General features: G+C 41.8%; 13 protein-coding genes. All 13 read right to left on the bottom strand.

From position 1 onward, the window contains the following. Positions 1 to 65: 65 nt before the first annotated feature. Entirely contained in the window at positions 66 to 395 is a 330-nt protein-coding gene (locus MMB75_RS08915; RefSeq protein ID WP_031463189.1) for a hypothetical protein, read from the bottom strand. A gap of 238 nt (positions 396 to 633) precedes the next feature. Further along, complete coding sequence (locus MMB75_RS08910) at positions 634 to 876, bottom strand: DUF1871 family protein (protein WP_045243950.1); 243 nt, start codon at positions 874 to 876, stop codon at positions 634 to 636. 10 nt (positions 877 to 886) lie between these two features. Beyond that, the gene (locus MMB75_RS08905; protein WP_230681844.1) at positions 887 to 2,041 is read right to left on the bottom strand and encodes a WXG100 family type VII secretion target; all 1,155 of its coding nucleotides are present in this window, start codon (positions 2,039 to 2,041) and stop codon (positions 887 to 889) included. Between the two features lie 290 nt (positions 2,042 to 2,331). Then, complete coding sequence (locus MMB75_RS08900; RefSeq protein WP_045243951.1) at positions 2,332 to 3,705, bottom strand: helix-turn-helix domain-containing protein; 1,374 nt, start codon at positions 3,703 to 3,705, stop codon at positions 2,332 to 2,334. 232 nt (positions 3,706 to 3,937) lie between these two features. Next, positions 3,938 to 4,063 (bottom strand): hypothetical protein, encoded by a 126-nt coding sequence (locus MMB75_RS08895; protein ID WP_016820449.1) that lies wholly within the window; start codon positions 4,061 to 4,063, stop codon positions 3,938 to 3,940. Then, positions 4,053 to 5,384 carry a helix-turn-helix domain-containing protein gene (locus tag MMB75_RS08890; RefSeq protein WP_045244230.1) on the bottom strand — a complete coding sequence of 444 codons (1,332 nt, stop codon included), beginning with the start codon at positions 5,382 to 5,384 and terminating at the stop codon, positions 4,053 to 4,055. Before MMB75_RS08890 ends, MMB75_RS08895 begins: the two co-directional genes overlap by 11 nt. Before the next feature lie 223 nt (positions 5,385 to 5,607). After that, positions 5,608 to 6,063, bottom strand: a complete 456-nt coding sequence (locus MMB75_RS08885) for a GNAT family N-acetyltransferase (RefSeq protein WP_019686805.1) — start codon at positions 6,061 to 6,063, stop codon at positions 5,608 to 5,610. A gap of 94 nt (positions 6,064 to 6,157) precedes the next feature. Next, positions 6,158 to 6,832 carry a VOC family protein gene (locus MMB75_RS08880; RefSeq protein ID WP_045243952.1) on the bottom strand — a complete coding sequence of 225 codons (675 nt, stop codon included), beginning with the start codon at positions 6,830 to 6,832 and terminating at the stop codon, positions 6,158 to 6,160. A gap of 45 nt (positions 6,833 to 6,877) precedes the next feature. Beyond that, positions 6,878 to 7,402: a hypothetical protein gene (locus MMB75_RS08875; RefSeq protein WP_045243953.1), complete on the bottom strand. Its 525-nt coding sequence runs from the start codon at positions 7,400 to 7,402 to the stop codon at positions 6,878 to 6,880. Positions 7,403 to 7,636: 234 nt separating this feature from the next. Continuing rightward, complete coding sequence (locus tag MMB75_RS08870; protein WP_045243954.1) at positions 7,637 to 8,812, bottom strand: MFS transporter; 1,176 nt, start codon at positions 8,810 to 8,812, stop codon at positions 7,637 to 7,639. Positions 8,813 to 8,887: 75 nt separating this feature from the next. Continuing rightward, positions 8,888 to 9,199 (bottom strand): ArsR/SmtB family transcription factor, encoded by a 312-nt coding sequence (locus MMB75_RS08865; protein ID WP_014599587.1) that lies wholly within the window; start codon positions 9,197 to 9,199, stop codon positions 8,888 to 8,890. A gap of 139 nt (positions 9,200 to 9,338) precedes the next feature. Continuing rightward, entirely contained in the window at positions 9,339 to 11,387 is a 2,049-nt protein-coding gene (locus tag MMB75_RS08860; RefSeq protein ID WP_045243955.1) for an iron ABC transporter permease, read from the bottom strand. Further along, positions 11,384 to 12,379 (bottom strand): ABC transporter substrate-binding protein, encoded by a 996-nt coding sequence (locus tag MMB75_RS08855; RefSeq protein ID WP_045243956.1) that lies wholly within the window; start codon positions 12,377 to 12,379, stop codon positions 11,384 to 11,386. The genes MMB75_RS08860 and MMB75_RS08855 overlap by 4 nt, the downstream gene beginning before the upstream one ends. Positions 12,380 to 12,415: the final 36 nt, after the last annotated feature.

The raw sequence follows: 12,415 nt of genomic DNA, 5'->3' as shown, positions 1-12,415 counted from the left end.
ATCAGTCGTAATAGTCATGAACATCCTCAATTCAATGAAAAATACTCAATTGAGGATGGTCTAAGCTATTCATTTTTCCAGATAATAGACCCATCTGAAGATGTAATCATGCTAGGGGGGTCGTCATGGAGAGAAATTTCAATAAAGGAGCTTTTTCCTTTTTGCAACCATTTATAGATACTTCCTTCCTCGTTAATCGGCTTAGATACTATTTTTTTGACTTCAATAACCGCAGCATCATATTCAAGGAACCCATGATCATCTTCATCTAAACCATTGTTTGTTTCATAGATGGTGTCCCTAGTACCAACAATTTTTAATCTATTTCCCCAATGAAAAGTTAATTCTTCTTTTGGCACTGAAATAATTGCTTTAATTAAGGAATCATATCCCATATCCTTCTCCTTGGTTTAAGGCTCTTCTCGTCTTTGAATTCAATGGTACCGCTAGTGTTTCGCTATAAATTAACCATTATCCCAATTCCTTATTTCCCTATCCAGGCACAACCATCTTATCATGGATGATATTATTGTTTGCTGTATTCAAAAACTCGTGTCCTTTATTTTTGATTGACCAATTATGCAAAAAAAGCCTACTTTATTTTATTGTTAAGGGAGAAAGCTCAAAAATAAATTATTTTGTAACATTAATTATCTTTTCAGCGATTAACCGACATTCTTCAATACTTTTATCGAATTCCTTTTTAAAAGATTGAGCGAATACCGAATGAATCTGCTCTGCTAATTCTTCAACAGAGTTTGTTTCCTTACTTTTTTCATGGATTCTACGTATTTCTGAATAATATTCATCTTCTAATAGAGGATATATTTCGACGGGGTTCCATTCATTAATCATTTGTACAATATCATCGTTCATTTCTATACTCCTACTCTCCAAATAACGATTTTGATAGCGCTTTATATGCATCATCATACTTACTCTTAGGAATAACTGTAACAAGTGTCCCATCGTTAGCAACTACAGCAGCACCTTCTTTTGAAAAAAACAAATGCTTACTACCATTATTCTGGGAAAGGGTCTTCCCATTCTCCACCCAAGAATCTGCCATTTCTTTGGTTACGCCTCGCTCCTGCATTCTTTCTAAAGCATGATTAGAAGAATTAGACCAATCTATTTGTGTCCCCGGATTTTCAACTAATGTCCCTGACTTGCCAAAAGTGTCACCAATCTGTGCAGTTTCACCGTTTCCTTGTGTATGAGGTACACTTTCTGCCTTAGCTCCCGAAGAAGGGGTAGATTTTGATGAGCCTCCACCTTCTCCTTTCACCATCTGCCACAATTCGGCTGTTTTTTCTCCTATTCCACTTGCACCTTTAAATGCGGTGGTACTTCCATGCGCTGCCAAAGCTGCAGATCCAATTAATCCTGGTACTCCAACGATACTTCCAACTCCTGTAGATGAAACAGCAACTGATAATCCTTCTCCACCTAGTCCAGCTACTACCTCACCGGCGCCCTGCAATGTCGTAGCTACGTGACCGAGAATTTCGCCTACTTTAGCTGCCATAGGATGATCATAATCCCGTTCTTTATCAGGCAGTATCCCTAAGGTTAAATCTTCCTGAATAGCACCTTTTGCTCCCTGTGCAGTATCCCAGAAAATTTCTCCTTGTAGCTTGCTAGCTTCCAGTTGGGCTTCGGCCTTGGTGATCTCCGCTTTTCCAATCTGTTCAAAAATTTTATGTAACCAACCTTCACCGCTGGATGCTGTTTTGATAGGTACACCATTCCCTGGCACATCTAATACGACTTTTTCCCCGTCTACCTGTGTGAAGTTATTTGAAATAAAGATGAGTTCTTGTGCAACCGTAGAAAGTCGTTCAAGCGTTACACTCATGGATTGTCGAGAAACCTGAAAATCCTGAAAAAATCTTTCTCGGGTAGCTCCAGACCAGCCTTGTTGGACAAAATCAATTCGTCCACTCAGAAAATTCAGCATACGATCCATTTCATGCTTTCCGTGTAAGAACTGATCAGCCACTTCCATCAATTTGTCAGGTGGAACTAAAATTCTCCCCATTCTACCACGCCCACTTTAATTTTGATGGAAATAATCTTATCAAAAGGGGTGATTTAGGAAAATCCATCTACTATCCTGTTATTTCCTTTTAATCCATGTGACGTTTGAACTGAAATAAACAATTCTATTATGTCTTAAGTATCACTCCCTTGTTATAAGTTATTTGAATCAATGAGCAACACTGTTAGCTTTCAAATCTCGAACAACATACCCTGTAACTCAGGAATCAATGTCAGGTGTAGTTTTGAACTTAAAAGCATTTTATTTGCAATTGGAATGGTGGGATCAGCTTACTCTTCCTCTTCGTTAACCGCTTTAATCAGATCTCCATAGACTGCCCTCGTATGAGCAGATGCATGTTCTTTAAAATGTGTAAACAATCTCATACATCTGATTGCTTGTATTCTATTATTAGCTTCAGCAGACTTTTCCAAACAGCTGAACAAAAATGTGAATCCTTCCGAAAACCTCCCCTTACGCAAAAGATAGATCGCCAATTCCCTTGAGAAATGAGTGTATCGCTCTGTTGTGAATCGTTGAGTATACAATCCTTCAACTTTTTTCTGCTCCAGAAAGGAGATGATTTCTTCTTCGAATTGATTTAAAATATTATCTACATCAAAATGGTATCGGTTAGCTGCCTCAAGAATATTATCAAGTGCGGGAAGAATCTCATCTTTTCTTGAAGAAATATAAGCTACATAATCAGGTAGAACGCTCTTATCACCAGAAAGAAGCTTATTTAAGTACGTATTTACTACCGCCCAGTCTTCATACTTTTTTTTCCATTTCAAAGTAGTTTCATCAGTAGCATTGACCCAACTCAAATCGGAATAAGCATAAGTGTGCTGAAGCGCTTGATCATAGTCTTTCCTTCCTTCACATACTTCTGCCCGAAGTAAATGCGAGAATGCCCAATACGCAAACAAAGGAAAATTGGGTTTCTTCGAATTGTCTCTATGTACATGATGCCGCTGTTGTTCAAGTTTGTATTGAATTTTTGCCTTGTCTCCCATTGCTTTAGCAAACAGTTCTACTTTATCCCATTTTCGTAACGAGCGGTATGTATTTGCCAAGTCTTTTAATGCCTCTAACTGATCTATCTCATCTAACCGTTCAACATAGGGCTCAAATTGAAGAGCAGCATCATAGTTTTTCTCTTGATCGTCTTCAATACGAATCGTAAACAATCGATACTGGCAAACGGCCAATCGTTCTGAATATTGATACTTTTCCCCTTCTGCCACATTTTCATAAAGGAACGCCGCTGCTTCAGTAAAACCTTTTTTATAAGAATCCTCGGCTACTTCAAAAAGTGAAGGAAGATAAATAGGATTATCTAGCAACATACCTACAACTCTTCGCAAGCAATCAAGTCGCCCTAACGCCACACAACGGTACAAAAAAGGACTAATTCTTCGCCAGTTGAGCGGTTCTTCTTCAATACATTCATCAATATAACGTCCATAAAAATAATCCGGTGGTAAATTCATTCCCATAGTGATGCGATCTAGCTGGTGAACAGAAATAGATCGGTTGCCCGTCACAATGCCACTAACTGTTCCTACATTCAAATCAATCATGTGGCCAAACTCGGTCATCGTTAAGCTTTTCCGTATCAAATAGGTTTGAACTTCTGCTCTAATCGTAGGTATGATCTCCATAGATAAACAACCCTTTCAACACAAACTCGGCATACAATACATAATACATTTTTGCACTTTTTACATATATTTCTCAAAAAAAGATTTCCTCATATTACTTATATACCGCAAAACACGCAATAAAAAGGCTAGACGGATAACTCCATCTAACCTGTTCCCTTATCCATTTGGTTTATACTCTGTACCTTTTAAGTGCTTTAAATATCATGCATCTTTTTTCTGTTAAGAATAATTACATTTCGCCATGGTGACTCGGTTGATAGCCATGTTCTTGATCATGAAAAAGTAAAGGGGCAGTAACTATCGCTACTAACATAAAGCTGGTTGCTAAAAAGGTCAGAATTATTTTACGCTTCATCTTGATCCACCTCATTAATCAAATTTCTGTAAGCTGTCTTCGTCTCAAATGATGAATGCTCTTGATAAGACTCAAAAAGCCTCATACATTTAATTATATATGATTTATTATTGATTAATGTAGATTTTTCCAAACAACTTAATAAAAATTTAAAACCATCAGAGAATCTTCCTTTAGTCAAAAAGTAGACTGATAATTCCTTAGAAAAATGTATAAAACGTTCTGTTATGAATCTTTGAGTATAAAAGCCTTCGATTTTTTGTTGTTCTAAATAAGATGAAATGTCCTCCTTGAATTGCTCTAAAATATCATCTACATCAAATTGGTATCGATTAGCCGCCTCCAGGATATTATCAAGTGCGGGAAGAACCTCATCTTTCCTTGAAGAAACATAAGCTACATACTCGGGAAGTACGCTCTCTTCGCCTGAAAGAAGCTTATTTACATAAGTATTTACTACCGCCCAATCCTCATATTTATTTTTCCATTTCAATGTTTCTTCATCTCTATCCAAAACCCAGCTTAAATCTGCATATTTTTTGATATGATGAAGTCCCTTTTCATAGTCTTTCCTCTCGTCATATGCTTGTGCACGAAGCAAATGAGAAAAAGCCCAATACGCAAACAGAGGAAAGCTTGGTTTCTTTGCATTTTCTTTTTTGGATGGATGGCGTTCTTGCTCCAGTTTATATTGAATTTTTGCCTTGTCTCCCAGAGCTTTAGCGAATAATTCTACTTTGTCCCATTTTCGTAACGAACGGTATGTATTCGCCAGATCTTTTAATGCATCTAACTGTTCTATCTCATCTAGTCGATCAACGTATATTTCAAATTGAACGGCTGCTTCATAGTTTTTCTCTTGATTATCTCCTTGCCTTGTATGGAACAAGCGATACTGACACATAGCCAGACGTTCTGAATATTGCTTTTTTTCACTTATAGCCACATTTTCATAAAGTATGGTTGCCGCTTGATACATTTTTTCATGAAATAATTCTTCGGCAAGCTCAAATAAAGATTCTGAATAGCCTAACTTATCCATCAATAAATTAACCACATCATGAATGCAGTCCAATTTATTGAGTCTCGCACAATTATGTATAAAAGGACTCATTCGACGCCAATTCGGATTAGCCTCTGCTAAATACTCAGACACGTAGCGTTCATAGTAATAACCAACGGGATAGCCCATCGCTTGTGTAATTCGGTCTAACTGATCGACTGAAAGTGTGCGATTCCCATTAATAATACTGCTCATGGTGCCCGGATTCATTTCGGCTGCTCTAGCTAAATCACTTAGGATTAAATCATGATCTCTCATATGTTTTGCTATCTCTGTGAGTATCGTGGTTGTTGTGTTGTACAAAGTAACCACCCCTTGTCAGGAACTTAGTAGGATATCAGCTCATTAAAAAAGGACTATTGCAATCCAATGATTGTATAGCCTTTCCGCAATTCATTGTACCATCTTTTGGCACAATATCATATACCTTTCAGAACCTTACTTAAGATACCTTTGAAGGGTTTGCAAAGAAAATTAAGCTCTACAAATCCTGAGACATACGAATCATATCTCTACACTGTATGCCATTCTCATAAATTTCTTCTACATAGTTATGTCTGACAAAGAAATCTAGATCTACACCTACAATTCTGAAACCACATTTTTGGTAGAGAGCTAACTGTCCAATGCTAGAGTTTCCTGTACCAATTTCTAATGTTTTATAGCCTTGTATCCGGGCTGTTTCAATCGCATGTGTCACTAATTGTCTGCCAATCCCCTTACCATGCATGACTTCCGATACTGCAATATTCACCACCTCAATTGTTTCAGGTCTTGTAGGTAAAAGAACATAGACTCCCACAATTTGATGGTCGATTTCTGCTACATAACACTGCCCTCTTTTCAAATATTCCTCAACAAGTTGGCGCGAAGGATCAGCTAGTAACAAGAGCTCTAACGGATAATTTTCATTTGAATTTAGCAATCTAATATTCATCTATTCTCTCCTATATGTATGGTAATCCCCGGATTTTCCGCTTATTGATCTATTCTAGAAATCCAGGGTGGTGGCGTTGAGATGAAGCCTTAACTCAGGTTGATCTCAATTCATACGACCCATTATGAAGCGAAAGACGGGCAGAGCATATACCTTCAAATAAGATACGGATGCTGAACACGGTCGGAAGCCTATCATCAGGAAACCAGGGACGTTGCTTGTCTGTAACAATAAAGGAACCTTCCACATCCCCTAGCGGTACAAATTTCTGTCCAGCCCCTCCCCATGAATTAAGTTGGAACGTTTCGGTAATTATTCTAGAACCCTCTGGAACATCATCGACCGGAAGACCAATCTCGCTTATACGAAGTATCGAGTGAGACCCGAAAGCTTCAGCGACTGCATTATCGAGTGTATGGTGAGCAATGAATTCAACGAGGTTTTGATCCGGATCATAGAAGTAAAACGCGGTTGCATTCCAGTTTTCGAAATAAAACTCATCTTCTTGATGCCTTGAAATCAACGAAATTCCTCGGTTGATAGCCCACTGTTTGGCTTCTATAAATTTATTTGTTGGAATCGTAAAGGCAATATGGTAAAACTCATTTTCCATATGGGAGGATTCCTGAAAAGCAAGCACCGATTCCCCTACTTGGAACGACAACCGCGATGGACCCTCCTCTATAACCTGCAAATCCAAGAGAGAGCCGTAAAAAGCTTTCATCGCTTCGAAGCTGTGTGTGCCTAAGAGCACTTCTTTTAATTTCAAAGCAATCGTCCTCCTCAAATGTAAAAGATAAGCCCATAACATTGGTTATTGGCTATCTTTTAATTCGCTCAAAAGTTTGGCATTCACATCCAACGCCTTAAATCGAAGTAATACATCCTGTTCATCCAGAGCTTTACTTTTCGCCATTTCGAGATAAAGCTTGGGCTGATCCCGAAATGCCCGTGCGCCCCCAATCGAGTATGCCTTCTGGAGATATTCATGAGCTAATACAGGCTTGCTTTGAAGAAGAAGTGTTTCCGCCATCTGAATATAAGGTTCAGCATGTATAATCCGGTATCCTGCACCTTCCAAATCTAAAATTTCCTCATTTAAAAGCTCTACTGAGCGCTGAGTATGCCCGTTATAATTGAGAATTTGAACGTATTGATGCAAGGTTACACCTGTGATGCCCCATGTATGCTTAGGCTCGGGTATTAGATCCCAAGCCTTCTGTGCTTTTTCCACAGCCAAGTTGCTATCTAATGGGAGTGTATGAGTTGCATCCTCTCCAAGCTCCCAAATCTCTTCTTCCAATCGAGCCTCCAGATCGTGGTACATTCGAATATTCATCTATTCCTCCCAATTGGATAATATAATTTCAACACATAGAGATTTCTACTCCTTCATTGCGATTAGCGAAAACGCTTGATTAAGGATATCACTCCCCAGATGAGCAACGCCAAGATCCCGCTAACGATTACGAATGTCATTAAGATCGAAGTCCATACGAAATGCAATCAACATCACCCCATGTATCATTTTATGGTCATAATGTAGAGTACTCTTCTAATGTCTCTCCATATTTTAACGCACGTTGGCTTCCGCTGCATTTGATTTGAACATTTTTATTTTTGTGATAATCGATAAAAATGCTAGCAGTGCAAACATCATTCCACTCCAGATGAGCTGGTGTATTCCCAAGTGAGAGATAAACCACCCACCCATAGCAGCCCCTATCGTAATACCGAGATTAGAAAATGAGACAAATAGGCTATTACCGAACTCTGGAGCTTCTTTCACTTCAGTGGTTAACCATACTTGACTAATAATTAGCCCTCCGGAATGTACAGCTCCCCAGATGAGCACAACCACAATCATCGGTAGGAAAGAAGTACCCAGAGCATAAGTGAGTACGTAAATGACCATATATAGCAACGGGAACGTGATGACAGTCTTTGTCAGATTTTTATGTAGTAATCCCCCAAATAAAAAGTTCCCAAAAATCATAACGATTCCAAAGCCCATCAGCATCATGCTGATCCATGACCCGTTCATACGGGTTATTTCTCCAAGATATTCAGCAAAATAGCTATACACTGAAAACATAGCTGCAAAGATAAAAATAACTGACACAATATTGAACCATAATTGAGGCTTGCGTAATACACTTAGCTGTTTGCCATAAGACATTTTTTCCTGAACAGGTAGAGAAGGAAGCCATATGAGGATTCCTACAAATGCAATCATGCTTACGACAGCTCCAAACCAGAAAGCAGCTTCTAACGCTATTTTCTCAGCAAGATAAGAAGTCAAGGGTACGCCAAAAGCAAATCCTACCGTGATTCCGGCGAAAACCTTGGTGACGGCTTTACTGCTCTTTTCAGGGGGAACAAGATTAGATGCGGTCACGAGGGCAACTGAAAAAAAGACAGGATGAAATATTGCAGGAAGAACACGAAAAATGAGCATGACCTCAAAATGAGTAGTATAGGCATAGACAAGATTTGAAATAACAAAACTGAATACAGCTATTAATAGAACAACTTTACGATTCATGCCAGAAACGAGTAAGGTCAAAAACGGTCCTGAGATCGCAACAACGAAAGAAAATATACTGACGAGCCAACCAGCTTGGGAAGCTGATATATTGAATTTTTGAGTGACTTGGGGAAGAACACCTATAATACCCATTTCCGTTGTAATAATGCCGAACACGCCCAAAGCTAGAATGATAATAAGTAACGGGTTAACCTTTTTCATATTTAAGTATAAGCCTCCAATTAATTATATATATAGATTTATAGATATGTTATGTGAAAAAAAACTCCTTTCTGTTTATAGTTCTTTTTGGATGTACTCGGCAAATTCCTGTATTGTTTTTTCATTCCGACGGTAGTACGTCCACTTTCCTACTCGCTCAGACTCTAACAAACCGGATTTTTGCATCGTTAATAAATAACTTGAGATTACAGACTGTGCAAGTCCCGATTTGGCCTGAATATCTCCCACACATACACCAATTTGAAAATTGAGCCCTTGCTTTAAATAAGCCTGCTCATCAAAATAATCTTCTGGTTTTTTTAACCACTGCATAATCAGACGACGAGTCTCGTTCGACAAAGCTTTATAAATCAATGACGGTTCCATACTTCACATTATATCTACTTTATTAGATTTGTAAATATTTAATTCAGATGATTCCTCAGATGATTACATAGAAAAAAATAATAAAGGCTGCTTCCTCACGGAGAATCCGCTTGGAAACAGCCTGTTCGTGTCATTTCAACTACACAGATTTACTCTTATTCGAGCGGTACATCAAGTACAGAAAATACGGTGCACCGATTAGTGCAATCAGCAATCCAGAAGGAATTTCGGTCGGCGCAAGCACGGTCCGTCCAATCGTATCCGCCAGCACCAGCATGACCGCTCCCAAGATGCTAGACAGAACAATGGAACGGCGTACATGGTGCCCGATCAACGTACGCACGATATGCGGAGCAATCAGCCCAATGAAGCCGATTGTACCCACACAGGCTACTGCTCCACCCGCCAGTAGCACACCTACTACCATCGCCCACAGCCGGGTGCGGCGCACCGGAAGCCCCAGTCCCATAGCGCTGCTATCGTCAAATACCAAAAGATCGAAACGGCGAGCCAGCCACCATGCTACTGGCAACAACACGAGTAGAAAGGCCAGAATGGTTGCCACCTGCCCCCAGTTTCGAGCGTAGGTGCTACCAGTCAGCCAGATATAGCCTGTGCTACCCCAGAGCGAACCTTGGATGATCAACACCTGAATACCGGCTGATCCGATGGCAGATACGGCAATCCCAAGCAGGATGACCACTGACGGATTTAGGTGCTTGTTCCACGATAAAAAGAAGATCACCGCTGCCGACACTGTCGCTCCAGCAATCGCCGCGATGGGCAGCATATAAATAGGCAGCCCAGGCCACACGATAATCACTGCAAGCGCACCGAAACCAGCCCCTGACGAAACTCCAATGATCGAGGCATCCGCCAAAGGATTACGAACCGCTAGTTGGATCAAGACGCCGCTGACCGCAAGCGCGATACCAGCCCCGGCCGCCACCAGCGTACGTGGTATTCTAAATTGAAGCAAAGCCGAATTCGCACTCTCCCCGCCAAACAGGCCGGATAGCAGATCCCCCACTGGAATGCGCATTCCTCCAAACATCAGGCTGAATACCGTTAGCAGCACAGCACAGCACGCAAATATTGTAGCCAGTCTGCCAAACGGTAATTTCCGAGAGCGCACACCTATGTTCATGGAAGACTGTCCGCCGATACCGGATGGCAGCTTCATTTTCCGCAAAATCAGCCAAATCAACCAAGGTGCCCCAATCAAGGCCATGACCGCTCCGGTTGGCAGATCCATGCTTGATTTGTGAATCATTTTCGCCAGCACGTCTGCGCCGATCAACAGCAGTGCACCCCAGAGGAAGGAACCGGGTAGCACCCAACGATGCATTTTCAACCCGCTTAGGCGCACCAAATGCGGAGCCACCAAACCTACAAATCCGATGGGACCAATGACGCTGACTGTAATGGTCGACAGCAGAACCGCCAGCACAATTCCCATCGCCCGTGTTAAGCTAACCTTTTGTCCAAGGGATGTGGATGTGGACTCATCCAGATCCAGCACATCAAACTGCCTTGACAGCATAACAGCAATGACCGAGAGTCCTACGACCCAAGGCCAAGCGTAAGTCGTCCCACTCCAATCATTTTGCACCAGTGAGCCCGAACCCCAGAGAAACAGCCCCTGTGTTTCAAATGAATAAAAAATATGCAGTGCTCCAGTAAACGAACCAAGAACCATGGATACGATCAAGCCGGCAAGCGCCAACCGAATCGGAGTTCCCGCTCTTCCCCCGCCCATAAAGTAAGCCAGCACCGCTGCCAACAGACCGCCAGCAGCGGCAAATAGAAATGGCGCCTGGTGCAGCAATCCGGGAAACATCACCGCACCCAGTACGACCACAAAGTAGGCACCAGCGTTTATCCCTAGGGTATCAGAAGCTGCCAGTGGATTTTTGGTGATGGCCTGAAGCAAAGCACCCGCGATGGCCAGCGCACCGCCAGCCAGAATTCCAATGACCGTACGCGGCATCCGAAGATCCCAAACCATGTTATGCTCAAGCGTATTCTGACGCTGGGTCAACGCCTCGATGACTGTATGGAGCGGGATCGAAGCCTCCCCATAACACAAGCTTACAAAAAAAAGCACGATGAGGACGATCAAGCCGCCCCCAAAGATGCTTCCTATACGCCAAGTCTTCGATAATCCCGTTGTGTCCGTTCGGGTCATTTCGTCAGAGCTCCAACTACTTGATCAACCAGTACTTTGGACGAAATTGGGCCGCCGAAAGTCCATGTTGTACCGTCCAGCGGGTAGGTGCGTTTTTCTTTAACAAAGTTCAGTCCGTTCCATACCGTGTTGTTCTTCATCGCAGCGCCAAAAATATCGTCCGTCTTCTGCGTAATGTAGATAAAATTACTGTCCTGTACAGCTGGAAGAGCTTCGATTCCAACGGTACTAAATCCGTACTTCTCAGTCTGGTCCGACTTCCAGTCGTTCACCATGCCGATTCTCGCAAGTGTACCCGCTACAACTGAATTATCCTTGAACATTCGCAGACTGGCAGCATTTTGAGCTGTAAAGGCTTGTGTCAACGCATAGTGAAAGTCTGCTTTGCCTGCCTTCTCCAATGTTGCCTTTGCCTCTACATAGTGCTGGTCAAGTTCGCTTAAGACTTTATCAGCCTGTTCCGTTTTACCGGTAGCCACCGCGATTTGCTTGAAAATCTCGACCATACGGTCGTAATCATAGCCGTTCCCCTTGTAAGGATCGAACTCTATCGTCGGTGCAATTCCCTTAAGCTGTGCATAGATCGCTGCATTGTTATCGGCGTTAGTGATAATAAGATCCGGCTTGAGTGCCGCAATCGCTTCGAGATTGGGTTCGCCTCGTGTACCGATATCCGTTACAGTATCAGCCAGCTTCGCCTCTGGTGTCACCCACAGCTTGTAATTGGCATTGTCCGCATTCCCGACCGGCTGTACGCCAAGTGCAATCAGATCTTCGGTAAACGTCCATTCGAGTACGACGACACGTTCCGCTGGCTTGTCCAGCTTGACTTCGCCATGGTCGTCCTTAACCGTAACCGGACCAGCTGCTGTAGATGTCTGCTCAGACCCTGTAGCCCCTTCCGTCTTCGAGCTATTCCCAGCCGAACCGCAGCCTGCCAATACAATCGCTAAAACTACAAATAACAATAGTCCATTCAACATCTTTTTCATTTCTCTCAATCACCCCTGTATGTATATGCATCGGAA

This window comes from Paenibacillus sp. P2(2022) (assembly GCF_029522175.1).
GTDB lineage: Bacteria > Bacillota > Bacilli > Paenibacillales > Paenibacillaceae > Paenibacillus > Paenibacillus polymyxa.
Note: the sequence above shows the minus strand (reverse complement) of the source record. Positions and strands in the feature narration are given on the sequence as shown.

Excerpts from the sequence above, each read along its gene's own strand:
- MMB75_RS08910 (WP_045243950.1), bottom strand. The coding sequence starts at position 876 with ATGAACGATGATATTGTACAAATGATTAATGAATGGAACCCCGTCGAA.
- MMB75_RS08900 (WP_045243951.1), bottom strand. The coding sequence starts at position 3,705 with ATGGAGATCATACCTACGATTAGAGCAGAAGTTCAAACCTATTTGATA.
- MMB75_RS08905 (WP_230681844.1), bottom strand. The coding sequence starts at position 2,041 with ATGGGGAGAATTTTAGTTCCACCTGACAAATTGATGGAAGTGGCTGAT.
- MMB75_RS08915 (WP_031463189.1), bottom strand. The coding sequence starts at position 395 with ATGGGATATGATTCCTTAATTAAAGCAATTATTTCAGTGCCAAAAGAA.
- MMB75_RS08895 (WP_016820449.1), bottom strand. The coding sequence starts at position 4,063 with ATGAAGCGTAAAATAATTCTGACCTTTTTAGCAACCAGCTTTATGTTA.
- MMB75_RS08870 (WP_045243954.1), bottom strand. The coding sequence starts at position 8,812 with ATGAAAAAGGTTAACCCGTTACTTATTATCATTCTAGCTTTGGGCGTG.
- MMB75_RS08865 (WP_014599587.1), bottom strand. The coding sequence starts at position 9,199 with ATGGAACCGTCATTGATTTATAAAGCTTTGTCGAACGAGACTCGTCGT.
- MMB75_RS08860 (WP_045243955.1), bottom strand. The coding sequence starts at position 11,387 with ATGACCCGAACGGACACAACGGGATTATCGAAGACTTGGCGTATAGGA.
- MMB75_RS08890 (WP_045244230.1), bottom strand. The coding sequence starts at position 5,384 with ATGAGAGATCATGATTTAATCCTAAGTGATTTAGCTAGAGCAGCCGAA.
- MMB75_RS08875 (WP_045243953.1), bottom strand. The coding sequence starts at position 7,402 with ATGAATATTCGAATGTACCACGATCTGGAGGCTCGATTGGAAGAAGAG.
- MMB75_RS08855 (WP_045243956.1), bottom strand. The coding sequence starts at position 12,379 with ATGAAAAAGATGTTGAATGGACTATTGTTATTTGTAGTTTTAGCGATT.
- MMB75_RS08885 (WP_019686805.1), bottom strand. The coding sequence starts at position 6,063 with ATGAATATTAGATTGCTAAATTCAAATGAAAATTATCCGTTAGAGCTC.